This is a genomic window from Mesorhizobium sp. 1M-11, assembly GCF_001303895.1.
In the GTDB taxonomy this organism is placed as follows: domain Bacteria; phylum Pseudomonadota; class Alphaproteobacteria; order Rhizobiales; family Rhizobiaceae; genus Mesorhizobium.
Genome location: NZ_LJSD01000051.1, coordinates 290,418 through 316,743, shown reverse-complemented (window position 1 = coordinate 316,743; position 26,326 = coordinate 290,418). Strand labels below are relative to the sequence as shown.

The 26,326-nt window shown below is 64.3% G+C and carries 18 protein-coding genes; 4 read left to right on the top strand and 14 right to left on the bottom strand.

The features are described from left to right. Positions 1–301: 301 nt before the first annotated feature. The 3 genes from AO692_RS22330 to AO692_RS22320 are packed head-to-tail and all read right to left on the bottom strand — an operon-like array spanning position 302 to position 5,647. Positions 302–2,101 carry a hydantoinase B/oxoprolinase family protein gene (locus tag AO692_RS22330; protein ID WP_054312238.1) on the bottom strand — a complete coding sequence of 600 codons (1,800 nt, stop codon included), beginning with the start codon at positions 2,099–2,101 and terminating at the stop codon, positions 302–304. Positions 2,102–2,156: 55 nt separating this feature from the next. Continuing rightward, on the bottom strand, positions 2,157–4,229 hold the full coding sequence (locus AO692_RS22325; RefSeq protein WP_054312237.1) for a hydantoinase/oxoprolinase family protein: 2,073 nt from the start codon (positions 4,227–4,229) through the stop codon (positions 2,157–2,159). Positions 4,230–4,285: 56 nt separating this feature from the next. Continuing rightward, entirely contained in the window at positions 4,286–5,647 is a 1,362-nt protein-coding gene (locus AO692_RS22320; protein WP_054312236.1) for a hypothetical protein, read from the bottom strand. A gap of 351 nt (positions 5,648–5,998) precedes the next feature. Here AO692_RS22320 and AO692_RS33405 point away from each other — a divergent pair, with 351 nt between their 5' ends. Then, the gene (locus tag AO692_RS33405) at positions 5,999–6,154 is read left to right on the top strand and encodes a hypothetical protein (protein ID WP_162839670.1); all 156 of its coding nucleotides are present in this window, start codon (positions 5,999–6,001) and stop codon (positions 6,152–6,154) included. 207 nt (positions 6,155–6,361) lie between these two features. On the opposite strand, the gene AO692_RS22315 is transcribed toward AO692_RS33405, so the two are convergent. The 3 genes from AO692_RS22315 to AO692_RS22305 all read right to left on the bottom strand — a co-directional run bounded on the left by AO692_RS22315 (position 6,362) and on the right by AO692_RS22305 (position 15,194). After that, on the bottom strand, positions 6,362–6,610 hold the full coding sequence (locus AO692_RS22315; protein WP_054312235.1) for a DUF982 domain-containing protein: 249 nt from the start codon (positions 6,608–6,610) through the stop codon (positions 6,362–6,364). Positions 6,611–7,008: 398 nt separating this feature from the next. After that, positions 7,009–13,689 carry an autotransporter outer membrane beta-barrel domain-containing protein gene (locus tag AO692_RS32380; RefSeq protein ID WP_082407494.1) on the bottom strand — a complete coding sequence of 2,227 codons (6,681 nt, stop codon included), beginning with the start codon at positions 13,687–13,689 and terminating at the stop codon, positions 7,009–7,011. Between the two features lie 350 nt (positions 13,690–14,039). Continuing rightward, the gene (locus AO692_RS22305; RefSeq protein WP_054312234.1) at positions 14,040–15,194 is read right to left on the bottom strand and encodes a helix-turn-helix transcriptional regulator; all 1,155 of its coding nucleotides are present in this window, start codon (positions 15,192–15,194) and stop codon (positions 14,040–14,042) included. Between the two features lie 183 nt (positions 15,195–15,377). On the opposite strand from AO692_RS22305, the gene AO692_RS33310 reads away from it, so the two are divergent. Then, positions 15,378–15,590 carry a hypothetical protein gene (locus tag AO692_RS33310; RefSeq protein ID WP_054312233.1) on the top strand — a complete coding sequence of 71 codons (213 nt, stop codon included), beginning with the start codon at positions 15,378–15,380 and terminating at the stop codon, positions 15,588–15,590. Between the two features lie 233 nt (positions 15,591–15,823). Here AO692_RS33310 and AO692_RS22295 read toward each other — a convergent pair whose 3' ends face one another. Next, positions 15,824–16,282 carry a DUF3237 domain-containing protein gene (locus AO692_RS22295; RefSeq protein WP_054312232.1) on the bottom strand — a complete coding sequence of 153 codons (459 nt, stop codon included), beginning with the start codon at positions 16,280–16,282 and terminating at the stop codon, positions 15,824–15,826. A 90-nt stretch (positions 16,283–16,372) separates the two neighbouring features. On the opposite strand from AO692_RS22295, the gene AO692_RS22290 reads away from it, so the two are divergent. Continuing rightward, entirely contained in the window at positions 16,373–17,230 is an 858-nt protein-coding gene (locus AO692_RS22290; protein ID WP_054312231.1) for a LysR family transcriptional regulator, read from the top strand. A 37-nt stretch (positions 17,231–17,267) separates the two neighbouring features. Here AO692_RS22290 and AO692_RS22285 read toward each other — a convergent pair whose 3' ends face one another. From AO692_RS22285 to AO692_RS22275, 3 genes are all read right to left on the bottom strand, one after another. Further along, positions 17,268–18,080 (bottom strand): class I SAM-dependent methyltransferase, encoded by an 813-nt coding sequence (locus AO692_RS22285; protein WP_054312230.1) that lies wholly within the window; start codon positions 18,078–18,080, stop codon positions 17,268–17,270. 206 nt (positions 18,081–18,286) lie between these two features. Then, positions 18,287–18,928 carry a class I SAM-dependent methyltransferase gene (locus AO692_RS22280; protein ID WP_054312229.1) on the bottom strand — a complete coding sequence of 214 codons (642 nt, stop codon included), beginning with the start codon at positions 18,926–18,928 and terminating at the stop codon, positions 18,287–18,289. A gap of 3 nt (positions 18,929–18,931) precedes the next feature. Beyond that, the gene (locus tag AO692_RS22275; protein ID WP_054312228.1) at positions 18,932–19,735 is read right to left on the bottom strand and encodes an alpha/beta hydrolase; all 804 of its coding nucleotides are present in this window, start codon (positions 19,733–19,735) and stop codon (positions 18,932–18,934) included. 112 nt (positions 19,736–19,847) lie between these two features. Between AO692_RS22275 and AO692_RS22270 the strand changes: the two genes are divergently transcribed. Beyond that, on the top strand, positions 19,848–21,389 hold the full coding sequence (locus tag AO692_RS22270; protein ID WP_054312227.1) for an alpha/beta hydrolase: 1,542 nt from the start codon (positions 19,848–19,850) through the stop codon (positions 21,387–21,389). 507 nt (positions 21,390–21,896) lie between these two features. Here AO692_RS22270 and AO692_RS22265 read toward each other — a convergent pair. From AO692_RS22265 to AO692_RS22250, 4 genes are all read right to left on the bottom strand, one after another. After that, the gene (locus AO692_RS22265; protein ID WP_200911766.1) at positions 21,897–23,366 is read right to left on the bottom strand and encodes a nucleobase:cation symporter-2 family protein; all 1,470 of its coding nucleotides are present in this window, start codon (positions 23,364–23,366) and stop codon (positions 21,897–21,899) included. 352 nt (positions 23,367–23,718) lie between these two features. Continuing rightward, positions 23,719–24,144, bottom strand: a complete 426-nt coding sequence (locus AO692_RS22260; RefSeq protein WP_054312226.1) for a hypothetical protein — start codon at positions 24,142–24,144, stop codon at positions 23,719–23,721. Further along, the gene (locus AO692_RS22255) at positions 24,134–25,009 is read right to left on the bottom strand and encodes a leucine-rich repeat domain-containing protein (RefSeq protein ID WP_054312225.1); all 876 of its coding nucleotides are present in this window, start codon (positions 25,007–25,009) and stop codon (positions 24,134–24,136) included. The genes AO692_RS22260 and AO692_RS22255 overlap by 11 nt, the downstream gene beginning before the upstream one ends. Positions 25,010–25,586: 577 nt before the next feature. After that, entirely contained in the window at positions 25,587–26,318 is a 732-nt protein-coding gene (locus AO692_RS22250) for a phosphotransferase (RefSeq protein ID WP_054312224.1), read from the bottom strand. Positions 26,319–26,326 lie beyond the last annotated feature (8 nt).

The following is a 26,326-nucleotide window of genomic DNA, read 5'->3' as shown; positions in this document are numbered from 1 at the left end:
CCGCATGTGGTGGTCTGAACCGCTGTGCCATCATCGACGTTCCGGAATGGATCCCCGACACTCTCCGCTCCCTCCGGTCGCTCACGAGGTCGAGGATGACGGAGCTCCTACGCCTTGTGCCAATCGCGAATGTTGGCAGCATCGCCAACGTTGGAGATTGGCCGAGGCGCCCATTCTCTCGTCATCCTCGACCTCGCAGGGAGCGCAGCGACCGGAGAGTGTCGGGGATCCATTCCGGAACGTCGGAGAAGGAACCTCGGCCGATGCGACAGCCCTGCCCATTCCATGGGGGCAAGGAACGTCACGCGGCGCGTTTTGAACGCAGCTCCGACCTCCGCGCCCGTGTCGCTGCATCGTCGACCTTCATCGCCTCCGCATCCGCGCCCGAGAACACCACGCCATAGATATCGCGGGCGCGGTCGCGGGTTTCGTAGCGTTCGAGCACGTCGGTCAGCACGCGCCTCGGATCGCGCTCCAGCGGATCGCCGTAACCGCCGCCGCCGGCCTGGTTGCCCTTGACGTATTCGTCCTTGCGCACGGTGAGCACGGCGATGTTGGGCAGTTCCTCTTCCTGGCCGTTGGCGCCGACCTTCCAGTGTTGGCAGCGCAGGCCGTCATGGCCGCCGCGAACCCCCTTCGGCGCATAGACCGTTCCATCGCAGGGCCAGATCACTTCCATGGGCCGTTCCTTCGGACCATAGGCAACCTCCATGGCCGGCGCGCCGCGATATTTTCCGGCCCCGCCGGTGCCCGGCATCAGGCGCAGGAAGCGGATGGCGATCGGATGCTTGAGTTCGTCGATCTCGACGGAATCCCGGTACATCAGCCCGGCGGCGACCGGCAGGCCGTAGGTGATCCAGCCGTCGGCGAGCGGCGAGCCCGGGCCGCCGGCATTGGCCAGGAACAGCTGGTTGACATAGGCCGCATTGTCGACCCGGTGATCCTTTCCCGAGACCACGGCGCAGCCCGCGCCCATGCCCAGCCCGCCCTCGGCAAGCCCCCAGCCGTCGCCGAGTTCGGCAAAGGCCGATTGCACGATGTTCACCAGCCGGTCGGCGATGTTGGTCGTCGCCACCGAGCAGCTGTGCGGGAATTGCGGACGCCCGGCCACACAGCCATCGCGCAGCCTCAGGCGGATGCGGCGGAACGAGCCGGAATTGCGCGGCACCGAGGTGTCCAGCGCGTTGAAGATGCCGGTGATCGTCGACGCCGAGGTACACGCCTCGCTTTCGTTGAAGCCGCATTCGACATTGTCGACATTGTCGGTGAGGTCGATCTCGATCATCGCTTCGTCGGGATCGATGTCGATGGAGACGTTCAGCGGGATGCCGTCCGGCAAAAGGTCGCCGAAGGGGTCATGGGCGCCGGAATTGCGCAGCGTCACGCGCGGCAGGTTGCGGATCGCCTGGACCATGCGCTGTTCGGAATAGGCGAACCAGTGGCGCACGAACGCCTTGATCTGGTCCTTGCCGTATTTGGCGCAGAGCTCCTTCAGCCGCCGCTCGGCAATGCGCGCCGAGCCGATGCCGGCGAGGAAATCGCCATACCATTGGTCGGGGACGCGGATGCGCGAGCGGCACATCCTGACCACATCCTCGACCATCTGATAGTCTTTCTGGATGCGCACGGCCGGGAAGATCAACGCCCCTTCAGCATACTGGTCCTTGGCGCCGGCCATGTAGGTGGTGGGCAGCGCGTTGCCGATATCGGCCTGGTGAGCCTTGGCGACGGCGGTGAACAGGTGCTCGCCGTCGACGAATACCGGCACCAGATAGGTGTGGTCGCCGGCATGGGTGTTGCCCGAATAGGGGTCGTTGTGCAGGTAGCAGTCGCCTTCGCGCAGTTCGTCGCCGGCGAAATCGCACATCGCCTTGGTCTGCATGTGGCTGCCGAAGATGTGGATCGGCAGGCCTTCGGCGGACGCAAGCAGCCGGTTGTCGCCGGTGCAGATCGAGCAGCTGAAATCGCGGGCACCGTTGATGACGCCCGAACGCGCGGCGCGCAGCAAGGTGTTGGTCATCTCGCGGATGATGCCGTCGATGCGGTTGGCGATGATCGCCGTCATGTAGGGATCGAAATCGGCTTCGGTAGTGTTGGTCATGGCATGGTCCTCAAATGGAAAACGCGAGCGTCGCTTGATCCTGCGGGATCAGGTTTCAGGCGATCTCGAGCAGGTAGTGGCCGTTGCCGCTGATCGAGACGGCCATCTCCGGATAGACGACCAGCGTCGTCGTCGTTTCCTCGATGATGGCAGGGCCCTCGATACGGCTGCCGCGGACAAGATCCTCGGCCTTGAAGATCGGAACCTCGGCAGGCGTGCTGTCGCCGAAGAAGCAGGGCCGGTTGGTGGCGCTCGCCTTCGCCGCGCGGACTTCCGCCGGCGGCGAGGGCTTTAGCGGCTCCGACAGGGCCACCATCAGGCGCGCCTTCCAGCTCACCGTCTCGATCGGACTGTTGGCGTCGCGCACCGCGAAGACCCGCTCATGCACGTCGTGGAAGGCATCGAGATAGGCCGGCACATCGCCGTTGCCGGCGAAGCGTTCGGTCGCCAGCGGCGTGTCGAGCTCCCAGATCTGGCCGAGATAGCGGGCCTCGCCGAAGCGCTCGATCGTATAGGCATCGCCACGTCCGGGGAGCCGGCGCCGGAAGGCGTGCAGCTTCTCGTCGAGCCTGTCCAGCACCTCGTTGACGCGCTCGCTGTCGAAGCGGTTCGACGGCATCACCAGGCTTTGTGCCTCTTCCGCCACGATGTGCGCGAACTGCATGCCGGCGGCCGAAAGCGCGGAAGCGCTGTTGGGCAGCACGACATTGCGGCAGCCGAGCTCCTTGGCGATCAGCATGATGTTGACGCCCGCGGCGCCGCCACCGGCAACGATGGTGCTTTCGCGCGGATTGACGCCTTCATTGATGGTGACGTCGCCGATGGCGCGCACCATCAGGTCGCTGGCGAGGCTCAGGATGCGGAAGGCGGTTTCCTCGACCGACAGGCCGATCTGGACCGCCACCTCGTTGACGGCGCGGCGCGCCGCCTCGACGTCGAGCTGCATGCGACCGCCCAGGAAATAGTCCGGATCGAAATAGCCGAGCACCACCGCCGCGTCGGAAACCGTCGGCCTGGTGCCGCCCTGCCCATAGCAGGCCGGACCAGGCACCGAGCCCGCCGACATCGGCCCGACGCGCATCAGCCCGCCATCGTCGATCCAGGCGATGGAGCCGCCGCCGGCGCCGATCGAGCGCATGTCGACGGCGGAGATGCCGAGCAGGTCGCCGGTGTAGCGCGGGCCGAGCCAGGTATCGCGGCTGAAGGTCAGGTGGCCGTCACGCACCACCCCGACATCGAAGGTCGTACCGCCGGTGTCGCAGACGATCACATCCTCGCCCATCCGTTCCAGGCGCGAGTAGTTGATCGCCGCGACCGGCGCCATGGCCGGGCCTGAACCCACCGTATAGATCGGTTTCTCGATCAGGCCGTCGATGCTGGAGCAGCCGCCGGCCGCGGTGCTGACCAGGATCTCGCCCTGATAACCGGCCAGGCGCAGGTCGTTCTCGAGGTCGCGCAGATGCGCCTGCATCAGCGGCTTCAGCGAAGCGTCGATCGCGGTCGCCGACGCCCGGCGGTATTCGCGCACCACCGGGATCAGCTGATGCGACAGCGTGTAGGGCACGCCCGGCAACACCTCCTCGATCAGGCTGCCGACCTGCAGCTCATGGGCGGGGTTCGCGATCGACCACAGGAAGCAGACGGCGATGGCCTCGAAACCCTGTTCGCCGAGCCCCGCGATCGTCTTGCGGGCTTCGGCCACGTTGAGCGGGATGACCGTCTGACCTTCGGAATCGATGCGTTCCTCGATCTCGAACGTGTGCCGGCGCGGAATATAGGGATGCGGATAGTCCTGCGAGAAATCATGCGGATTGAACTTGCCGCCTTCCTTCAGCACCAGCACGTCGGGGAAACCCGCCGTGGTGAGAAGCGCGGTCCTGGCCGCGCTCTTGGTGACGATGGCGTTGGTTGCCCGCGTGGTGCCGTAGATCAGGAGCGAGGTCTCACGCAGCAGATCTTCGAGCGCGACGCCCAGATGCTCCGCCGCATGCGCGATGGCGCTGCGCATGCCTTCGAAGATGCGGTTGGGCGTGGTCAGCGATTTGCCGATGGTGAAGGTGCCGGCACTGTCGCTGACCACGACGTCGGTGAAGGTCCCGCCGGTGTCGACGGAAATGCGGTAGGTCATGGGCAAAGGACTCCGTAGGCGATTTCAAAAGGAAGAAAGGGTGCCTGACCCGAAGGTCAGGCAGCGCCCTTGACGAACCAGCCGGGCTTGGCCCGCGTCAGCAACCCGCCATAGATGGTGGCGGCGACGAGAGCGGTGGCTGGGGCCGAGAAGCTGGCGGTCAGCCCACCCATCTGCTGCAGGGCGAGGCCGATGGCGGCGGCGCCGAACCATGCGGAGATGCCGCAGGGGTTGAAGGCCGGGATATGGTCGCTGCGGTATTCGAGCACGCCGCCGAACAGCCTGTCGTAGCGCGAGGACAGGATGTGGGTCAGCGCGATCGCCACCCAGGCGACGACGAAGATGCCCTGATAGGCGAGCGCCTGGAGCAGATAGGCAAAGACATCCGCCAGCATCAGTGCATAGACGATGGCGCCGACGACGATCGCCCAGACGATCTTGCCGACCCGCCTTCCGGTCAGCTGCGCGAAGAACGTCTCCATGTTGACGGTGGCGAGGTAGAAGTTGGCGCTGTTGATGCGTGTCTGCGTGACCCAGACGAACAGCAGCCCGGCGATGCCCATCAGCTTCAGCAAAGCGAGCAGGACCGACACTTCGGACAGGGGACCGTTCATCGGCACGGTACCGACCAGGAAGATGCCGAACAGCCCGTTGACGATCAGCGCCATCAGGTAGAACGGCATGCCGAAATTGATCCGGGAGTGGTAGTCGATGTCCTCTTCGCGGCCGAAGCGCGAATAGTCGAAGGTGTACATCATGAGGATCCACACCCCCATGAAGTAGACGAAGCAGTGCCACCAGCCGTCGGCGGGGGCGCCGCCTGCCGGTCCGACCGACAGCCAGGCGTTGGAATAGCCATATTCGGCGATCGCCATCACCACGGCCGCCACGAGGCCCAGCAGGTAGAGCGGCAGCAGCACGCCGTTGAGCTTGTCCAGCCAGTGCTGGATCGAGCCGAGGATCATCGGCACGCTGTAGAGCACCACGATGAGTGCCGCCCATTCATAGCTGATGCCGGGCAGCACGGTCTGGATGCCGACCGCGATGACCGATCCCTCGAACACGGCATAGTAGATCGCCGTCACGAAGAAGATCAGCGTGGCAAGTGCGGCCCCGGCATTGCCGAACAGGATGCGCGAGAACAGCGCGACGGAAAGCCCGGTCCTGATCGCGAAGCGGGAAATGACGAAATTGACGACGCTGTACACGACGACGGACAGCAGCATGCCGATGATGGCGTTCCTGGCGCCGAAGCCCTGCGCAAGCGCCGCCGCGACGACGAAGTAGAACACGGCGCTCGATACCGCCCACCAGGCCATCGTCAGCGATCCCTTCGACATGCGGTGTTCGGGCGGTACGGGCCGTGTCGAGAAATCCAGATTTTCAGTGTTGTCTTCGGTGCTCACAGAGCCAGCCATTTGTGCCTCCTCTCCCTGAAGCGTGGCAAACCAAGCTCCCCGATGGGGCCTGGTGCAGAGGCTGAAGCTGGCTGCGGTGAGTTTGTCTGCGGCTCTTTTTATGCGGCCGGCTTGCCCCTGCGACGCACAGATTAGGCGTATCGCCCGGTGGCTGTGTTGGACTGGAGCGTACGATCTCTTGGATTCGAACGCGCAGGATTGAGCCGGAAAATGCTCGACGCAGACAAGTCTTGCCAACGCCTTTTCACCCCCTGACGGGACGAGGCCTTCTTCGTCCGCCACTCCATATCTGCGCGAGCGGTAGCATTTCGCGCGATGAAGCGTACGATGCCGGCAAACGGAGAAAGCGGAATGGCGATGAAGCCTAACTATCGATACGAACGCAGCCAGCGCGACAAGGCGAAGGCGGAGAAGAAGGAGGCCAAGCTCGCGGCGAAGGCCGCAAAGGGCAAGGATTCGCCGGCGGAGCAGGAAGAATCGCAGGAACCCGAGACAAAGCGTGAATGAGGCCCGACCGACCTCGGGACCTCGATGACGACGGACCACGCGCAGATGGAATCAGGAACCGCGGCGATATCATCAACATCGAAAGCAGGTATTTCAGGTCGGGCGATCGCTCCTGGAGCGTCTCCGCTTTTGCCGGATACGCTCCAGCTCTTTGTGTTTACGCAATTCCGGACGGAAAACCGCTACGCACTTTTCCTGGAATTGCTCTTAAGATGTCACCAGGATGCCAGCTTCTCGCGCCGCGGCAATGAAAGCCTTGCGGGCAAAGGAAGCTGGCCGGCGGCCGCTGTCGGCGTCTGAACAGGCCTGCAGCGCGGCACGGTGCTTGTCGCTGCGCTTGCCGGGCCATCTTTTAAGCACGAAATCCAGGCAGGCGGTCGCGTCGCTGATTGTCTCCTGGCCGCCGGATGGACCAGCGAGAACTGTCACCGGCGGGTCGAACTTTTGTTTTTCCATCGCTGCACCTACGCTTTCGAACAGAAGGTAACGGGCGCCAGGACCGTAATGATCCTGTGCCGTTGCCGGTTACGGCGATGCCTTAAGTCAAGGTCACCACAACAAAAAAGCCGCTGGGGATATCGCCCAACGGCTCTGCTGCCTCTTTCGAGAGGTCCCTTCAACGATCAACTCGCCAGTACATCCGTGGTCGGACGAAGGTGGAAGGGAAAACGCATCAACCTCTGACGGGGACGCGCTTACCGCCGCTATATGGAGGGCGATTGCGGTTTAATCAAGATGCCGGCCGGCCTCACATGAAAAGCGGCCTGGACGGCGACCCGAAACCGCCATCCCGTCCGTCATGAAGTGAGAGGCTGTTTCCGGGAAGCCGGCTGGTCTCCGCATCGCTCGCCTGCCTACCACTTCACCCTGAAGCCCAGCGTTCCCTTGATCGCGTTGCTGTCGCCGAAGTTGGACAGGCTGGTGGCGACAGAGCCCTCGCCATAGACCGAATATTTATCGTCGTTCCAGTTGTAGGAGCCACCGACACCGACCTCGCCCCAGAACCGGTCGGTCCTGTTGGCGAAATTGACGGTGGCGACATCCACGCGGGTGCCTTGCAGGAATTCGTAGCGCAGATTGGCCAGGCCATAGAGATGGCTGCGGGTCAGCGTGCCGTCGTCGGCGGTCCAGGAATTTTCCCGGTCCAGCGAGACGCCGAGCCGGCCAAGCAGGCTGTCGCCGTCCTCGATCGCAACGCCGGCGCCGAACGGATCGACGAAACTGTCAAACTTGATGCGCGAGTAGGCCAGTTGCGCCTGCGGCGTCAGCGTCAGCCCTTCGCCGACCACGAAGCGCTTGCCGGTTTCCACGGACAGCGCGTAGCCGAAGCCGTCGTTGCCCGACACCAGCGAGCGGCCGGCTGTGCTCGATGCCAGGTCGCTGTCGTACCAGGTCAGCTGTGCCTGGCCGTCGACATAGAGCCCGTCATTGCCGTACCAGGTCAGCGTGCCGGCAAGACCGTAGCCATCGCTCGAAATGCTGCCGTCGCCACTGGGGGCCGTCACATCGGTCTTGCCGTGCACATAGTGCATGGCGATGCCGCCGAGCAGGCGGCCCGCCTCGTTCTCTGTCAGCAGCAGGTCCAGGCCGCTCTGCAGGCGGAAGATGTTCTGGTCGTAAGTGGTGCCGCTGCTCGAGAAGGCGGGATCGATGCTGTTGTGCGCGCCCTCGATCCGGCCCCAGATGCCGCGACCCTCCTGCGAGGTTGGCGTGACGCCGTCCGGCGCCGGGTTCTCGGCAGGCGCGTCGGCGCCCTCGGCCACCACATTGGCGCCGGCTCCGCTCCAGTAGCGGTTGCCCGTACGCTGCTGCAGGGTCGGCAGGCCGTTCATGGCGAGCAGATGCTGCGGAAAGACCTCATAGAGGGGAACGCCCGGATTGTATTGCGGTTCGGGCTCGGTATCCGGTTCCAGCGGTGTCTTCAGCTGCGAGCGCAGGTACCAGTCGCCATCCGCCGGCGTCGAAACGCCGCCCTGGAACAGGCGGTAGGCATAGGCGCCGGCGACGATCGACGGGTCGCCCTTGAAGGTGAAATCGCCGACCAGCGAGAACGCGCCGGCCGAAGCGCCATCCACCTGGATCACCTTGATGCCCTGCGCCGTCGGCGCGCCGATGCCGCCCGTATTGACGACCTTCAGCAGGCTGGAGCCGGCCGTGTCGCCATTGATCACGAGCTTGTCGGTTGGAGAGTTGTCGCCGCCGAGAGCGGTGGCAAGCTGGACCGTGCCGCCATTGCCGGCATAGGCGCCGGAAACGGTGAGCGTCGTCCCCGGCTTGCCGCTGCCGAGATCGACCAGGCCGGCATTGGCAAGCGAAGCCAGCGTCTGGTCGAAATCATTGAGCGCCAGCGTGCCGCCCGAAAGCACCGAGAAGGCGGAGATCGGGCTGAAGATATCGGCGGCACCGGGTGCCAGCGTGCCGTTGGCGACGGTGGTCGGTCCGCTATAGGTGGAGGCGCCGGTCAGCGTCGTCACGCCGGAGCCGATCTGGTTCACGCCACCCGATCCGGAAATGCCGTGGGAGAAGCTGAAGGCGTCCGAACGGTTGAAAGCGAGCACGCCGTTGTTGATGACATCGCCGGTGATCGAACCTGACGTGCCGCCATTGCCGAGCTGCAGGGTGCCGGCGTTGATCGTGGTGCCGCCGGTGTAGCTGTTGGTCCCGGTCAGCATGGTGGTGCCGGTGCCGTTCTGCTGCACCGCGCCGCTGCCGGAGATCACCCCCGCGAGCGTGAGCGTGTCGGAACGGTCGAAGGCCAGGACGCCCTCGTTGGCGACATCGCCGACGATGGACCCGGAGGTGCCGCCATTGCCGAGCTGCAGGGTGCCGGCGTTGATCGTGGTGCCGCCGCCATAGGTGCCGGCGCCGGTCAGTGTCAATGTGCCGGTTCCCGTCTTGGTGAGCGCGCCGGCGCCGGTGATGCCCTGGCTGAGCGTTGACTGGAAGCCTTGCGTGTCGATGGTGCCGCCGCCAGCATCGAGCGTGACGGCACGGGCCGCACCGACATCGAAGCTCGCGCCGAGGCGCAGCGTGCCGCCGTTGAAGGCGAGGGCGCCGGAAGCGGCGCCGAGATTGCCGTCGCTCGACGCCTGCACGGTACCGCCATTGATGGCGGTGCCGCCGGTGTAGCTGTTGGCACCGTTGAGGACCAGCGTACCGAGGTCGCTCTTGACGAGCTGGCTGGTTCCGCCAAGCACGGCATCGATCGTGGCCGTGTAGCCGGCGCCTGCCGCGGTGCCGTCGCCGACGCGGATGGTCGAAGATGGCGCGCCGGCCAGGGTCAGCGTGTCGCCCTGGACGACATAGCCGTCGCTGGCGAACTGCATGCCGACGGTCCGCACCGCGCCATTGCCGTTGTCGACCGTCACCGTGCCGGGCGTCGCCATGAAGACGGCGAAGCCGCCGTCGGCCCATGCCGCGTTGGGCGTGCCCGTCTGATCGGTCCAGTTGTCCGATGCGCCGGCATTCTGCCAGGTGCCGTTGCCGCCATTGACCGCACCGTCATTCTTCGGACCGGCATCGCCATCCCAGAAGGTAAGGTTGAGGCCGGCGGTGTTGACGAGGTTTACCTGGTTCGCGACCGAGGTCTGCACGAAGAAGGTGTTCGGCGGCGTGCCGGGCGGCAGGCTGGCGATGTCCAGCGTGTTGTTGGTCAGCGTGCCGGCGTAGCTGATCACCCGGTAGATGCCGGGATCGAAGGAGCCGCCCGGCGTCAGATTGACGTTGAGCTTGCCGTCGAGGGTGAGGTCGCCGCCGACCGTGGTCAGGTCGTTGAAGGCGCCACCCACCACATTGGCCTGACCGAAACTGTAATCCAGGTTCGAACTGTCGTTGAGGGCGAGCGCGCCGTTGATGGTGAGGGTGCCGGGCGTCGCGCCGACGTCGCCGGGCGAGAGCGTGCCGCCATCCGCGATCGTCACGCCGCCGCCGATCGTGCCGGTGCCGCCGATGGTGGCGCCGGAATTCACGGTGGTCGCACCCGTCGCGGCAGTCTGGTTGCCGTTGACGATGAGCGTGCCCGCGCCGACGGTCGTCGTGCCGCTATAGCTGTTGGCGCCGGTCAGCGTGGTCACGCCGGAACCGATCTGCTGGACGGCACCCGTTCCCGAAATCAGCCCGCCGAAGGTGATGGCGTCGGAGCGGTTGAAGGCCAGCATGCTGTTGTTCGTCACATCGCCGGTGATCGAGCCGGAGGTGCCGCCATTGCCGAGCTGCAGCGTGCCGGCGTTGATCGTGGTGCCGCCCGTGTAGCTGTTGGCGGCGGTCAGCACCGTCGTGCCGGTGCCGTTCTGCTGGACGGCGCCGCTGCCGGAAATCACACCGGCAAAGGTTGCTGTGTCGGAGCGGTTGAAGGCGAGCGTGCCGTTGTTGGTGACGTCGCCGGTAATGGAGCCGGAGGTGCCGCCATCGCCGAGCTGAAGCGTGCCGGCTGAAATCGTCGTGCCGCCGGTATAGGCGTTGGCTCCGGTCAGTGTCAGCGTGCCGGTTCCCGTCTTGGTGAGAGCCCCGGCGCCGGTGATACCCTGGCTGACCGTGGTCTGGAAACCTTGCGTGTCGACGGTGCCGCCGCCTGCGTTGAGCGTGACGGCGCGGCCGGCATTGAGGTTGAAGCTGGCGCCGAGCCGCAGCGTGCCGCCGTCGATCGTCAGCCCGCCGGCCGCCGCGCCGAGATTGCCGTCGCTCGATACCTGCAGCGTGCCGCCATTGATGGCGGTGCCGCCGGTGTAGGTGTTGGCGCCATTGAGCACCAGCGTGCCGAGATCGGTCTTGACCAGTTGCGTCGTGCCGGCGAGCACGGAATTGATCGTTGCCGTATAGCCGGCGCCCGCCGCCGTGCCGTCGCCGACCTTGACGATCGAAGCCGGTGCGCCGACCAGTGTCAGCGTGCCGCCCTGGATCACATAGCCGTCGCTGGCGAACTGCATGCCGGCCGCGCGCACCGCGCCATTGCCGTTGTCGACCGTCACCGTGCCTGGCGTCGCCATGAAGATGGCGAAGCCGCTGTCGGCCCAGGGGGCGTTGACCGCGCCGGATTGGTCGGCCCAGTTGTCCGCCGCGCCCGCGTTCTGCCAGGTGCCGGTGCCGCCATTGACCGCGCCATTGTTCTTCGGGCCGACATCCCAGAAGGTGAGCTGCAGGCCGGCGGTGTTGACGAGGTTCACCTGGTTTGCGACCGAGGTCTGCACGAAGAAGGTGTTCGGCGGCGTGCCGGGCGGCAGGCTCGCGATATCCAGCGTGTTGTTCTGCAGCGCGCCGCCATAGTTGATGATGCGGTAGACGCCCGGATCGAAGGAACCGCCCGGTGTCAGGTTGACGTTGAGCTTGCCGTCGAGGGTGAGGCTGCCGGCGACATTGGTGAGGTCGTTGAAGGGCCCGCCCGCCACATTGGCCTGGCCGAAATTGTAGTTGAGGTTCGTGGTGTCGTTGAGCGCGAGCGCGCCGTTGACGGTGAGCGTTCCCGGCGTCGTGCCGACATTGCCCGGGGCAAGCGTGCCGCCGTTCGCAACCGTCATGCTGCCGCCGATGGTGCCGGTGCCGCCGATGGTGGCACCGGCATTGACGTTTGTGTCGCCCGTCGCGGCAGCCTGGTTGCCGTTGACGATCAGCGTGCCGGCGCCGACCGTTGTCGGGCCTGTATAGCTGTTGGCGCCGGTGAGTGTCGTGATCCCGGAACCGATCTGCTGGACTGCACCCGTTCCCGAAATCAGTCCGCCGAAGCTGACCGCATCGGAGCGGTTGAAGGTGAGCGTGCCATTGTTCGCCACATTCCCGGTGATCGAGCCGGAGGTGCCGCCATTGCCGAGCTGCAGCGTGCCGCCGGCAATCGTCGTGCCGCCGCCATAGCTGCTGGCGCCGGTCAGCGTGAGCGTGCCGCTGCCTGCCTTGGTCAGCGCGCCGGCGCCGGTGATGCCCTGGCTGACCGTCGACTGGAAGCCCTGCGTGTCGATGGTGCCGCCGGCCGCATTGAGGGTGAGGGCACGGCCGCCATTGAGATCGAAGCTGCTGTTGAGCTGCAGCGTTCCGCCGTTGAAGGTGACGCCTCCGGACGCCGCGCCGAGATTGCCGTCGCTGGAAACCCGGACCGTGCCGCCATTGATCACCGTGCCGCCGGCATAGCTGTTGGCGCCGTTGAGCACCAGCGTGCCGGAACCGGCCTTGGTGAGCGCGCCGGAACCGGTGATGCCCTGGCCGATCGTGGACTGGAAACCTTGCGTGTCGATGGTGCCGCCGGCCGAATTGAGCGTGACGGCGCGGCTGCCGGCGAGGTCGAAGCTGCTGTTGAGGCGCAGCGTGCCGCCATTGAAGGTCAGCGCGCCCGTGGCGCCGCCGAGCGCATTGTCGGCTGCCGCGGCCACGGTTCCCTGGTTGATCGACAGGCCGCCGAGGAAGGTGTTTCCGGCAGGAGCTGCCGGCGTCAGCGTCAGCACGCCGGCTCCCAGCTTGACCACCGACCCCGAACCGGTGATCTGCCCGGTATAGCTGCCGTCGTCGCCTTGCGTGAAGCGCACCAGGCCGTTGTTCTGGACGTTGTTGACGTTGGCCGAGGCCGGCGTCTTCGTCGGCAGGCTCTGCGCGCGCGTCTCCAATATGCCGGTCGGATCGACGATGAGATTGCCGGTATAGCCGGCATTGTTGCCGGTGAGCGCCAGCACCCCGTTCTTGACCGTGACGATGGTGAAGCCGCTGAGGCTGCCCGAGACGGTCCATTGACCCTGTCCGTCCTTGGTCAGGGTGGTGAAGTTGGTGATGCTGCCGGGCAGCGTGTCGTTCGAGCCGGCCGCTCCCTGCAGTGTCAGGTTGTTGGTTCCGCCGCCGCCGTTGATGGCGCCGGAAGCCGTCGAGGCCGCTTCGAAGATGAGATCGTCATTGCCGCCGCTGAAGCTCAGATTGCCGAGGATCTTCGCCCCGGTGCGGTTGTAGAAGGTGATGCCGGAGCTGCCGCTGCTGCCCATCACATTGCCGCCGCCGACCTTTTCGATGGTGCCGTAATTGTCGACGACGTTCTTCGCGCCCGTGACGCGGTCCTCGAACCAGATGGCGGCGCTGTTGGTGGCCTGGATCAGCCCGTAATTCAGGATGGTGTTGCCGAAACCGGTCGGGTTGATCGCTTCCGAATTGCCGGACGTGCCCGATGCGATGATGCTGCCGCCGGCATTGATCGTCAGCGTGCTGTTGCTCTTGAATTCGACCGTGTTGTTGCCGGTGCCGGCCGTGCCCGCGCCGCTGGTGGAGTTGGCGCGCACCGTTCCGTCGACTGTGATGACGGCGCCGTCGCCGAGGCTGATGGCATTGTTGTTGGTCGTGCTGACCGTCGCGCCGCTGCCCACCGTCACGGTCCGGCTGTTGTCGGCCTGGCCGGTGCCGATGCGGCTCGTATAGGGGTTGGGGCTCGATGCGTCGCAAGTCGTGACGCCGCCCGTGGTCGTGCAGTTGGCCAGGGCGCTGGTCGGTAAAAGCAGAAGACCCGATGACAGTCCGGCAAGGCCACTCAGGAAGGTCGTTGACCGGATGAAGCCATATCGAGCCTGCCGCATGCGCGCCTCTTGCAACCTGGGGTAATACCGAATCGGTTGTAGACAGCAGATTTTGCGGGCGCAACAAGTATTGGGAACAATTTATACAGTATTACAAGTATTATAATATTAGAAATTAGTAATAATAATGGGTATGTTTTATTATGGTTGCGGCAGGTAAATAATGGCCCCGAAGGAGTCTCAATCGACGCAGCATTACCTAACGGAAGGCATGTTTTCAGGATCGATTTATGCTTGCCTTTCGGCTCTCGCGGCGCGGTTGCGCGCGTGCCATTCCGAGCCGGACACAGCGCGTCCTTCCGATTGCACGCCGCTCTGGTCGTTATCGGATATGCGAAGCAGGCAAACGGCTAGCTGAAGCGCGACAACAGGAGCATCAGGTGGCTTTGGCGCGGCGAGTCCGTCTTGTGCAGGATCGATTTCATCCTAGTCCTGGCCGTCTCGACCGAGAGCTTCTGGCCGTCGGCGATTTCGCTCACGCTTTCGCCGGCCAGCAGCTTCCGGCAGAAGGCGATCTCCGCCTTGGTCAGCCCGAACAGCGGCGCGAGATTGGACAGCTCCGGCACCTCCTGCGCGGCGGGCTTGAGTTCTGTCACCAGGACCAGCACCAGCCGCCGTGGCGGCAGCAGAGTGAGGATGCCGCTTGTCTCTACGCCGGCGTGCAGCGGTGCCAGCACCACTTCCCAGGCGCTGCCGGCATCCCGGAAGGCAACGACCGAATGCCCGCTTTCGGCAGCGTTCCCGATTGCGCGCAGCATCTGTCCGAAGCGCGCATCGGCCTCCTTGTCGGAAAGCGAGACGCGGCCCCGAAGCGCCGAAATCGGGCTGCCCCTGGAGAACAGTTCGGCTGCCAGGGCGTTGGCATCGCGCACCGCACGATTGGTGTCCGTCACGAAGGCGGCGCATCGCGGCCTCTCCAGCAGCGCCGCACCCGACAAGGCCATTTCGGACCGTTTCCTGAGCAGCCGGGCCAGCGAGATCGACCGGTCCACGCTGCCTCTGACGCGGTTCAGCACCTCGACGGCGGCGGCTTCATAGAGATCCGACTTGGACAGGGGATAGTGCATCAGGAATGTGACGATCTCGCCCTGGCCGCCGACGAGCTTCAGGCCCGCGGCCGCCTCGACATCCTTCTGCGGCTTCAGCCAGTCGTTGTAGAATTCGGTGCGGTCGAAGGAGCGGGCCGGCGCCACGACTTCCGAGGCAGCCACCGTGCCGTTGCGGATGTTTTCCCAATAGGCTGTCCAGGGATTGATGAAGGCAAAGTGCTCCGCATAGGATTTGAGGAAATCGGGAGCGATGTTGTGCGTCGCCAGGAAGCTCAGGTCTGTCTGGCGATAGTTGATGTTCCAGAAAGCACCGAACGAGCCGGGAAAGGCCTGTGCCAAGGCTGTGGGAACATCGTTCCAGTCACCATCATCGAAAGCCGCCCGGTCGATGGCTTCGGAAACATCGCGCGTGATCGCAACGACGCGCGCCTCGTCGTAGTCGACAACAGCCCTCATCAAGCAGCGCCCCTTCGCTGCAACTTGCCCGTGTCTGATCTTGACTGCTTTTGGTTGTTTTGACCACCCCCATTTGGAGGAGGCGCATTTGGCCCGCAACGTTCCAAGCCACCGCTCCGCCGATTTTCTTGGCCCCCCGATCGTGCTAAGGAAGAGCCGTCAGGCAGCGCTCCGCGGGGAAGCATGGGCTCGGGCAATGACGAGTGGTTGATCGGGGAACTCGAGCGGGCGGCGGACAATCTCGCCGACCTCGAGCCGCACGACATTGCGATCCTGCTGCGGCGGGCCGCCTTGCAGCTTCAGATCAGGCCGACCGCGGTCGATGTCGACAAGGCGCTCCAGTCGATGATGGACACTCTGGATAGCGCCTACGACGCGCAGCTGCGCGCGAAATAGCCGGGGCTTCAGCAGGCATGGGGTAGGCCTGACCGTCAAAGTCGCTGCGCCGGAAGCCGAGGTCCTGCAGTTCCCTGTCGGTCAGGTCGCGGAAGTCCAGGCGGCTGCATCTTCTCGCTGCCTGCCGATGGAACCAATCCAGGATTATCGGCAGATATCGCCGGGCCGTTTTCATCGGGTCGCTCCGACGCGTAGGGTATCCGGCGCGCGATGTTCGGATGAGCCGAGACACATCAAAGGATCTCATAGACCTCATATTCGACGCCGCCCGGACAGCGTCCGCCGGTTGCGACCGAGACGATCCTGTTCAGCCATTCGTGAGCGGGCGCCGCGGTTTCGAAATAGGGCGTGGTGCGCAGATAGTATTCGGCCGGATCGACGGGTTCGTTGCGCCGCAGCCGCTCGTCGACCTCGTGGGATGCGTGCCTCACACCACGATAGGTCATCAGCACCAGGCCACCGTCATCCGTTATAAGCAGTAGCCTGACATCCTGCTGGAAGGTGCCGTCCGGACGGGCAAGAAGCAGGTCGGAACCGATCAGCGGCGAGACCTCGCCGCGAAGACGCTCGCCACGAAAATGGCCGCCTGAGACGGGGAAGATGCGTCGGCCGCCGGCCGGTGTCTGGCCGAGATCCAGGGTCGGGTGAAGCGAGATGAAAAGCGTGAACAGGTGCCGTGATTGCAGGGACATGATCGATCTCCTATTTTGGATCACCATTGCGCTCAGGCTCTCCGCTTTCAAAACGCGCATTGCTTGTCTGCATCACAAGAGAAACTGATCATGCGGCCATCCTTGGAGTCCCTGCGGGTCCTTGAAGCCTGCGTGTCGGCAGGCAGTTTCGCGCGCGCGGCCGAGCGCCTGTTCCTGACGCCGGCGGCGGTCAGCCTGCGTATCCGCACCCTGGAGGCCGAGCTTGGCCAGCCGCTGTTCGAACGGATCGGCCGACGCGTCGTGCCGACGGCTGCCGCCTCTGTCCTGGCCGGCAGGGTCCATGAAGCGCTGTCCGGCATCGCCGATGCGCTCGCCGACTTCCAGGCCGCCATGCCGCCGCTTCGCCTGACCGCACCGCCAACCTTTGCCTCACGCTGGCTCGCTCCGCGTCTCGCGCGTTATGTCTCCCCGGTGCCATCCAGCATCGAGATCGATGTTTCTGCCGAGGTGCGCGACGCGCACGCATTTGACGTCGCGATTCGGACAGGCCGCGGCGGTTGGGCAGGGCTCGATGAGTACCGGCTCACTCCGGTCGAAGTGACACCGATGCTGGCGCCATCCCTGCTGGGCAACCGAACCCTGGATGACGCACGGACGCTGGCTGATTTCGACCTCCTGCCGCACCCCGACTGGGAACGATGGTTTGCGGCAGCACAAAGCAAAACGCCGCCCGGCCTTCGCTTCGCCGCGGTCGACTATCCAACCCATGAGCTCGACGCCAATGCCGCCGTAGCGGGGCTCGGTGTGGCGCTGCTTTCGCCTTCCCTGTTCAGGCCGCTTCTGACCTCGGGACAACTGGTTGCACCCTTCTCCTGCGTCTTGAGCGGACCGGCATGGCATTTCGCCCTGATGCGCGCGGACGACGCCCGACTGGCACCCCGGCAGCTGTGCGCCTGGCTGTGTGAACAAGCGCAGGAAACAGCATGAGAATGCGCAATTGCCATCGATGAGGGAATTCGCGGCCCTAGGCCGGATGAATTCCGCGAACGGCAAATGCGCGCGCGGTCAGCCGGATCGAGCCATCGCGCTCGATTGGCAACGTGGCGTGGAGCCGGTCGCGCAGCGCTGCCCGCCGCTCGCCGGAAAGCGTGCCGCAATAGGTCGGCGCCGGACCCTGCCCACCGAGAAAAGGCGACCAGTAGTCGTCGAAGGTCTTGAACACGCTCGGCACCTCGATGGCCCGGCACTCCACCTGTTCGAAGCCGCAATCGCGAAACAGCGAAAGCAGGGATGTCGGGTTGCAGTTCGGGAAACGCCGCGCCTCGTCGAGCTGTCCCGCGGCGGGATCGAGAGCAGTCGCCGCGTCCCAGAAATGCCGTATCAGCTGCATCCCTTCGGAATAGTCCCAGACGTAAGCTGCCGCTGTCCCGCCGGGACGCAACACGCGCTTCATTTCAGCCACCGCCAGTGCGGGAAGGGGAATGAAGTTGAGCACAAGGGCAGCGACCACGGTCTCGAATGCGCCATCGTTGAACGGCAATGCCTGTGCATCTCCCAGGCGAAACGTCGCACGCGGATCTTTCGTCCGATCCCGGGCGTAGCCGAGGAAGCCTTCGGACGGGTCGAGGCCAGTGACGCCGGCAGGCACCGCGCGTGCGAGAACGGTTTGCGTCAAGGCTCCGGTGCCGCAGCCTACGTCCAGCCATCGCATCCCGGCGGGCAGCGCCAGCCAGTCGATGAATTCATCGGCGACAAGCCGGCTCCAGCGGCCGACAAAGGGTTCGTAGGCGTCTCCGATCGCCCAGACATCGGAGCGGCTTGGCGGTTCCGTAGCCATATGTGTTCTCCACCAAAGCAATTCCAGGAAAAGTGCGTAGCGGTTTTCCGTCCGGAATTGCGTAAAACAAAGAGTCAGAGCGTTTCCGCGTTTCCGTGAAAAACGGAAACGCTCTGGGTGAACGCAGGTCGACTGAAAGCCCACCGTCTCACATGCGCCGCCGACTTGATGTGATCTTGCCCACGCTGCGCCGATCTCATTGCCCTCTAGTCGGACCGCCGTATGGCGATGCCCGCATAGTGGCTGCCCAACAGCCAGAAGGCGGGCGGAAATCGCTCCTGCCATGAGTCTCGAATGTCGAAGCGGGCATCCTCGACAAGCTGGAATGGGTTGCGGTTGAGGTTGCATCCCCCGGCAAGAGTGCCCCAGGGTCGGTTCAGTCGATCCTGCAGCCTTCTGCGCCAGCTGGCATTCGCCTGCCCGTGTTCGAGGAAGATCAGCCGCCCGTCGGGCTTCAGGATGCGCCGGATCTCCGCCAACGCCGCCTCCGGTTGCGGAACGGTGCAGAAAGCGTAGGCGACGACGACCGTGTCGGCGAAGCCATCTGCCAGCGGCATGCTTTCGCCGCCGGCCTGAAGGCATTCGACATCGAACGCCAGGGCGCGGTTCCGCCGTTTGGCCAGGGCGAGCATGGTCGCGTCGGGATCGACGCCGACGAGCCGCGTCACCTTGGCGGCATCGTAGTGGGGAAGGTTCAGGCCCGATCCGAGGCCGACTTCGACCACCACGCCCTTCGCATGCGGCACCATGCGCCGCCGCATGCGCGAGAAGGCGTCCGACGAGCAGCCCGCGTGGACGAGATACGGCGCAATGCGTTGTCCGTACCAGGAGAGACATGACCGGCACATGGCTCAGCTCCCTTCCGTGGTGCGGGCGCTGACACGCCGCAGGAATTCGTCGACCGCCGGCACGATCGTCTCGGCATCCAGAAAGGCCGTCACATGATTCTTGCCTGCGAGAGGCAGGAATTCGCCGCTTGCCAGTTCCGCGAAATTCCGGACGCCCTCCCAGCGTGGATCGAGCAGACCGGTGATCGCCAGCACAGGGATGTCGAGCTTCGCAAGGGCCATCGAAAAATCCGGCCTGTCGCTGGCAAGGCTTGCCTGAACAGCGGTGAGATCGTTGGCCCGGATGCGCCGGCAGCTGTTCGGCGAAAGGTCTGGCACAAGCTGCTTCAGGAAGGCGAGCCAGGTCTCGAAGTCATCTGCGAGAGCGGCCCGCAAGCGGCTAAGGTCCTCCGCGAAGGGATGTGCGCCATTGACGATCAGCGCGTTGACGCGATCCGGATGGTACGCGGCGGTGGCGAGTGCGACTGTGCCGCCCATGGAATGCCCCATGAGCGCGGCACGTTGGATGCCCGCGAAGTCGAGGACGGCAGCGACATCCGCGGCCTGCCTGCGACCCGAATAGGCGGCAGGGTCATGCGGCTTGCCGCTGCGTCCATGACCACGGCAGTCGATGAGGATCAGCCGCCATCCGCGCTTCAGGAGCGGCTCGACATAGCCCGCCTCGTGCCAGGACTCCCGGCTTTCGGTGATGCCGTGCAGCAGCACGAGCGGCTCGCCGTGGCCGAGGTCTTCATAGGCTATCGGGATGCCATCTTCGGCAATGGCCTCGGAAAGGCGGTGAGGGTTGAGAGTATTGACCGGTGACATTTCTCGCTCCAGAAAATCTTCGGGGCGTGCGATCGGCCCGAAGTCGCGGAGAGCCAATAGACGGCCGGCGTCCCCTCAGCGTCCCCTGCCTGCTGTTCCAGAGTGCGGATCGATGGAGCGATTGGAATTTCGGCTACTGGGCTTTCCGGAGTTCCGCATGAACGGGCGGCGGGTGTCGCTTGCCTTGCGCAAGGCAGCCGCGCTCCTCATCTTCCTCGCCGAGGCCGGTGGATCCGTCTCGCGCGAGACCGCGGCCACACTGCTATGGCCCGAAGCCGACGAAGAGACCGCCCGGGCGCGCCTTCGGCGTACGCTTTACAAGATCCGCGTCGCCTTCCGCGGCGAACTCGTCGCTGCAAGCGGCACCACGCTCAACCTGCAGCCGGCGCTTTCGGTGGAGGTCGACACCAGAGCCTTCGAGCATGCCTGCGACCGCGGCTCTCTTGAAACGGCCGTCAACACGTACACCGGCGACTTTCTTGCAGGCTTCGCCCTAGAGGGCTGTCAGGAATTCGAGGAATGGGCGTTCTTCAGGCGCGAGGCTCTGCGCAGCCGCCTGACACAGGCGCTGGAGCGCCTGATCGAAACCCGGATCGCCGCCGGCGATGCTCGCACGGCGATCGTGCATGCGACGCGACTGGTGGGACTGGATCCGCTGAGCGAAAGCGCGCACCGTCATCTGATCCGCGCCCATCTGGCGGCTGGGGACAGGGCGGCTGCCGAGCGCCAACTCGAAGCATGTGCCCGCCACTTGCGGGATGAGCTCGGCGTGCCCCTCGACCCTGCCACCGTTGCCTTGCTGCAAGGGCCGGGCAAGGCCACCGAAGCGCCGCGAACGCGTTATGTCGAAGTGGAAGGTATCCACCTCGCATACCAGACCGTCGGCGACGGTCCGCTGGACATCGTGCTCGTTCCGGGGTTCGTTTCGCATGTGGAACGGATCTGGGAAGACAGCCGCTGCCGTTCTTGGATCGCGGCGGTTTCGCGCATCGGCCGCCTCATCCTGTTCGACCGGCGGGGCGTTGGTCTTTCCGACCGCGTCGGCGCGCGTCCCACCGTCGACGCGACCGCGAAGGACATATTGGCGGTGATGGACGCGGCCGGAAGCCGCCGCGCTCTCCTCGTCGGGTCTTCGGAAGGTGGACCTGGCTGCATCCGCTTTGCAGTCGACCATCCCGATCGTCTCGTTGGGCTCGTCCTCTGGGGTTCCTTGGCCAAGGGCAGCCGCACACGCGACTACACCTGCGCCTTGACCCATGAACAGTACGACCTCTGGAGGCGCCGCCTGATCGCCAACTGGGGTGGACCGGCCGAGATCGAGACCTTTGCCCCGAGCCTGGTCGGAGACCGCCAGGCGGAAGCCTGGTGGGCCGGATTGCTGAGGGCGGCGTCCAGCCCTGGCGCCGTGACGGGCGTGCTCGAAGCGCTGCGCGACACCGACGTCCGCCACCTGCTTGCAAGGATCTCGGTCCCGACAACGGTCCTGCATCGCTCGGGCGATCGAGCGGTCCTCGCGGAGTCGGGCCGGTTCCTCGCCGCGAAGATCCCAGGCGGACGGTTCGTGGAGGTGGCCGGCGACGACCACTGGTTCTGGGTCGGCGACCAGACCCCGCTCCTGCGTGCTATCGGCGAGTTTGCGGGACGCTACCGCTGAGATGTCGGCGTCAACATCGTGGTTCGAGATTGGCGGGGATGCTCTTTATCCTCGTCATCCTCGACCTCGAGGGGCGAAGCGACTGGAGAATGATGGGAGCGGAATCAACTCCGCCGCGCCGACAAAATTGATGCCTGGACCTCTGTGCCTGCATCCATGTTCCGGAATGGATCCCCGACACTCTCCGCTCCCTTCGGTCGCTCACGAGGTCGAGGATGACGAGGAGATGGGCGTTCCGGCAAAATCTCAAGCGGTGGTTATGATGCCGACGTTTGAAGATGCCGATGACGGCAACGCCGATACCCGGTGCCTGCGGTGACAGTTAGCGCCGGCGCTAGTGAAGTTCGTCATCCTCGACCTCGCAAGGAGCGAAGCGACTGGAGAGTGTCGGGGATCCATTCCGGAACGCAGACGAAGGCGCGGCGATCCAGACCCGGATTCGCGAACGCAGACCGGTTCCCCTCCCCATCGAGGGGAGGGGTGGGGGTATTGCCGGCGCCCGTGCCTCTAATGCTCGTGCTTGATCGGAACCGGCTTGCCGGTGGAATCGTAGAGCTTGCCGTCCAGGAAATAGTCGCCCTCGTGCAGGCAGGCGATGTCCTGGTAGCGCAGGGTGCGTTCCATGCCGGCAACGAAGACCGATTGCTGGTCGGAATTGCCGGTGCGGAAATGGTTGAACATCAGGTTCATGGCAATCGCCATCACCGCCGCCGAACTGATCCCCGAATGGAAGATGGTAGCGAACCAGGCGGGGAAGTGCTCGTAGAACTGGGGTGCTGCGATCGGGATCATGCCGAAGCCGAGCGAAGTCGCCACGATGATCAGGTTCATGTTGTTGTTGTAGTCGACCTTGGAGAGGGTGCGGATGCCGCTTGCGGCCACCGTTCCGAACAGCACGACACCGGCGCCGCCGAGCACGGAAGGCGGCACCGCCGCGATGATCCTGCCCATCACCGGCAGCAGCCCGAGCGCGATCAGGATCGCGCCGGCGCAGGCCACAACATAGCGGCTCTTCACGCCGGTGACGGCGACGAGCCCGACATTCTGCGCGAAGGCGCTTTGCGTGAAGGAGCCGAACAGTGGCGCCAGCGAGCTCGATAGCATGTCGGCACGCAAGCCGTCGCCGAGGCGGCGGGAATCGACCTTGGTGCCGATGATCTCGCCGACCGCCAGCACGTCGGCCGATGTCTCGACCAGCGTCACGATGATGACGATGAGCATCGAGATCGTCGCCGCCACGCCGAACACCGGCAGGCCGAAATGGAAGATCGTCGGCAGGGCGAAGAACGGCCCGTCGGCGACCTTGGAGAAGTCCGTCATGCCGAGTGCCGCGGCGACGATGGTCCCGATGATCATCGACAAAAGGATCGAAAGCCTGGAGATCGCGGCACTCCCCAGTTTGCTGAGCAGCAGCACGATCAGCAGCGTCAGTGCCGCCAGGCCGATATTGGCCATGCTGCCGAATTCCGGAGAGGCGCTGTTGCCGCCCATCGCCCAGCGCGCCGCGACAGGCATCAGCGTCAGCCCGATCGTGGTGATGACGATGCCGGTCACCAGCGGCGGGAAGAATTTGGTGATGCGGGAAAACACCGGCGTGATCAGGAGGCCGATCAGGGAGGCCACGATCACCGCTCCGAACACCTGTGGCAGTCCTCCGCCGCCGGTCACGATGGCCGTCATCGTGGCGACACCGGCAAAGGACACGCCCTGCACCAGCGGCAGACGGCAGCCGAAGAAGGGCACCCCAAGGGTTTGCAGCATCGTGGCGAGCCCGCCCGCAAACAGCGAGGCGGTGATCAGAAGCCCGATGTCGTTCGGCGAAAGCCCGGCAGCCTGGCCGACGATCAGCGGCACCGCGACGATGCCGCCATACATCGTCAGCACATGCTGGAAGCCGTAGGCAAGGTTGGCGAAGAGGCCGAGATGCTCGTCCTCCGGCCGGTGCAGTTCCTGCACCTGCGATAACGTTGCGGTCAAACTGGTCTCCTCCCCTGCTTGAACGAAATACGCAGCTTTATCTTCGATGACATGGGAAGAGGAGAGTAGGCCTGCTTTCGGCGAAGCAATTTAAAGCTGAGGGCGGTAATCGAGCCGGGTGGGTCGGGACTGTCTTAGTGCCAATATGGAGACTGGGGGATGACCGGGATGGGGTGGGAAGCGGTCAGGCAGCTTTCCATCGGCTGGCCAGAAAGCAGCCCCTAGGTGTCGCAAAAGTCCTCACGATCTCACCGAGTTTCGCGCCCGACTTTTGCGACAGATGTTCCCGTTCGATTCAGTGCGGCGGATACGTCGTGAAATTAGGACTTTCGCGACAGAAGATCGCAGAGAGCTACTGCCAGCACCGTCGATAACGACCGCAATAGGTCATAGTTGCAGTCGTGCGAAACGTGAAATCAAAGCCTCCGAGCGCTCTTTCATCGATCACGATCAGGGTGTTCGAACGCGCCGGAGCCAAGTCCTTGCATCTGCCGACGTCATCAGCATCGAGCAGTGAGGCAAGATAGCCCCAGTTCACTTCGGAACCAGTTGACCCGGTGCCCCATATCGTCTCCACGAAATCTCCATCGAGATAAGTAAAGCCCTGTTCGGCTCTCATCGGCCATGATGGATTGCGAGCCTCCCAAGCCGCGTACTCCTCGTCTGATGCATCTTCGCCCGGCTCCGGCTCCCATTGCTTCTGCGAGAAAGCCAAAGCATCCGCTTCACTCGGGAAGGCCGCGAGAAAAATATGCAGGTGACCACCTTCAGCTTCCATTGGCACTGGCCCATGCGAGTGCTTCGATCGTCTGCTGCGGGTTCTTCAACTTGGCGATGCGCTTCAGCTCCTTGTCCTTGAATGGATTGCCGGAAATATGGAGGCCGAACGGGCCACTTCCTGCTTTTTCTTCGAGCATGGTGAGCTTTCCGAGTTCCTTCGGCAGCGTCTCCAGCTTGCAGTTCCGAAGTTGGAGACTGAGCAGTTTGGTGAGCCGCCCTATATGCGGGGAGAGCGCCTTGAGCGAATTCCCCTCAAAATCGAGTTGAATGAGTTCGGCCAGGCCAAAAACCTCATCCGGGATATTGTGCCGGAACGAATGTCCAAGCAACAAGCTTCGAAGGTTCGGGAAATTGGCAAGGTAGTCTTCGGGGATCTCCAGCCATTCGGTGCGCTCCAGGCCAAGCGTCCTGATGCTGGTTGACGGTCGGTCAAGATACGGCAGTCTGGTAAGTGCGCTGCGACCGAGATAGAGGCCCTTGAGACCTTCCATTAACAGGAGCGATGCTGGCACCTCGCGCAGAGGATTTCCAAAAAGCGACAACTCTTCAAGCCGAAGCACCTCCGCAAACTGCTCGGGAATGGTCTCGATCCGGTTGTCCATCAGGAACAGAAACGTAACGCCGTCCGATTGGTAGAGTTCATCGGGAACCTTGCGCAGCTTCAGACTGTTGAGGTCGAGCGTATCGTGCGAATGTCGGCTGAGCAGGTAATCGAGATCATCATCGTCCGGCCAGTCATCCAGCGTCGCAGGGTCAGGCCGACCTGCCGCGCGCCAGGCGATGCGGTCAAGTGCGAGTTGATAGCCCTGAGCAGGCGTCAGATCATCGGGGAGTTCGGTTTCCCATGGCGCAATCCGCTTCATCGCATTTTACCCCGCGTCAAGGTTGGTCGTGGCTCATGGGTTGAAGGCAGGTGCTTGTAGGATCCACGCTCGCCGCGTTTCAGGACGGTCTACCCAAAACCTGCGACAGATATGATCCAAGACAACAGCGACCTGCAAGGTCCGCTCCAAGCGTTCTCGCCTCCTGCCATGAACGGCCGAAATGAGGGTCGGTTGCCGAATGGCGGCTTTCCCGCAGGAGGTGTGCCAAGTCGTAGGACGCGCCCCTGCAAGCCACCCCGCTGATCCCTGGTCTGCCGAGATGCGCGATCCATGTCCCTACTGCGCCGTCTGCCACCGGATTTTCGACCAGGTCTCGCGCTGTGGCCTGGTCATTGTGACAGGCCCAGCCGACCGTCGGGTCGGCAAATTGCCGCGCCGGAATATGCCCGACATCTCAGAAGAACAGGTAGTCACCTTCATCGGTCCTGAGGGTGTAGCCTTGCCTTGCGGATTGTCCGCTTTCGAGCCGAAGCTTCTGAAGCTGAAGCCGGGTTCAGTTCGCCTTAGAGAAGCGCCACGGAGAAAGCACGCAGGTGTCGCACTGGAAAACTTCTGGCTACACCGCCCGAACCTCGGCGAGCCGCCTGACTGAAAGGTCGTCCTTCCAGCAAACCGCGGCCTCCCAGGCGGCTGAGGCCTGATGGGCGATATCCCATGCGTCCGGGTCAAGATCGGCGGCATTGTGGGGCAGTTCAAGGTCGAGATCGGGAACGTCGACATGGGACTCGTCCCAGTCGATGAGCGCGACCCGATCCTCCGTCATGAGGATGTTGCGTGGGTTGGCATCGCCGTGGACGACGCATGTCCGGCGGCCTGCAAGCCGCGCCCAGGCCGCCCGGCATCGGGCAACGCCCTCGGCCGGCATCGCGGTGAGATCGATGCGTGTTCCCCGGTCAGTTTTCAGCAGGTCGGTGGAGGATCGCCAGCCCGGGCGCTGCGGCCAGTCCTGCGTGAGCCAGTGCAGTTCGCGCAGCGTGTCGGCCACGCGGCGCCAGTCGCGCTCCGTCTCCGGTGGTCCACCTTCCAGGTATCGCATCACCACCAGACCATCGACGAACAGCCGGCCGTCCACCGTCGGGATGGGGACCGGTACCGTCATGCCGTTTCGGTCAAGGTGCTGGAGAAGACCCATTTCCCAACCCAGATCGGCGTCGCTCCGCGTGCCGAGGCGCGCGATGGCAAGCCGCCCGTCGATCCGCACCCTCCAGACGTCGTTGGCGACCCCGCCGGTAAGCCGTTCCAATCGGGTGGCGTCTTTCCCCCAATATGCCAGTGCTTCCCATCCCATTCGCAACC

What these genes read in the sequence shown, in the direction of transcription:
- AO692_RS33310 (WP_054312233.1), top strand. Translation starts at nt 15,378, where the DNA reads ATGGGCTCGGGCAATGACGAGTGGTTGATCGGGGAACTCGAGCGGGCG.
- AO692_RS22275 (WP_054312228.1), bottom strand. Translation starts at nt 19,735, where the DNA reads ATGTCACCGGTCAATACTCTCAACCCTCACCGCCTTTCCGAGGCCATT.
- AO692_RS22295 (WP_054312232.1), bottom strand. Translation starts at nt 16,282, where the DNA reads ATGTCCCTGCAATCACGGCACCTGTTCACGCTTTTCATCTCGCTTCAC.
- AO692_RS22290 (WP_054312231.1), top strand. Translation starts at nt 16,373, where the DNA reads ATGCGGCCATCCTTGGAGTCCCTGCGGGTCCTTGAAGCCTGCGTGTCG.
- AO692_RS32380 (WP_082407494.1), bottom strand. Translation starts at nt 13,689, where the DNA reads ATGCGGCAGGCTCGATATGGCTTCATCCGGTCAACGACCTTCCTGAGT.
- AO692_RS22250 (WP_054312224.1), bottom strand. Translation starts at nt 26,318, where the DNA reads ATGGGATGGGAAGCACTGGCATATTGGGGGAAAGACGCCACCCGATTG.
- AO692_RS22305 (WP_054312234.1), bottom strand. Translation starts at nt 15,194, where the DNA reads ATGAGGGCTGTTGTCGACTACGACGAGGCGCGCGTCGTTGCGATCACG.
- AO692_RS22320 (WP_054312236.1), bottom strand. Translation starts at nt 5,647, where the DNA reads ATGGCTGGCTCTGTGAGCACCGAAGACAACACTGAAAATCTGGATTTC.
- AO692_RS22255 (WP_054312225.1), bottom strand. Translation starts at nt 25,009, where the DNA reads ATGAAGCGGATTGCGCCATGGGAAACCGAACTCCCCGATGATCTGACG.
- AO692_RS22325 (WP_054312237.1), bottom strand. Translation starts at nt 4,229, where the DNA reads ATGACCTACCGCATTTCCGTCGACACCGGCGGGACCTTCACCGACGTC.
- AO692_RS22285 (WP_054312230.1), bottom strand. Translation starts at nt 18,080, where the DNA reads ATGGCTACGGAACCGCCAAGCCGCTCCGATGTCTGGGCGATCGGAGAC.
- AO692_RS22270 (WP_054312227.1), top strand. Translation starts at nt 19,848, where the DNA reads ATGGAGCGATTGGAATTTCGGCTACTGGGCTTTCCGGAGTTCCGCATG.
- AO692_RS22315 (WP_054312235.1), bottom strand. Translation starts at nt 6,610, where the DNA reads ATGGAAAAACAAAAGTTCGACCCGCCGGTGACAGTTCTCGCTGGTCCA.
- AO692_RS22280 (WP_054312229.1), bottom strand. Translation starts at nt 18,928, where the DNA reads ATGTGCCGGTCATGTCTCTCCTGGTACGGACAACGCATTGCGCCGTAT.
- AO692_RS22260 (WP_054312226.1), bottom strand. Translation starts at nt 24,144, where the DNA reads ATGGAAGCTGAAGGTGGTCACCTGCATATTTTTCTCGCGGCCTTCCCG.
- AO692_RS33405 (WP_162839670.1), top strand. Translation starts at nt 5,999, where the DNA reads ATGGCGATGAAGCCTAACTATCGATACGAACGCAGCCAGCGCGACAAG.
- AO692_RS22330 (WP_054312238.1), bottom strand. Translation starts at nt 2,101, where the DNA reads ATGACCAACACTACCGAAGCCGATTTCGATCCCTACATGACGGCGATC.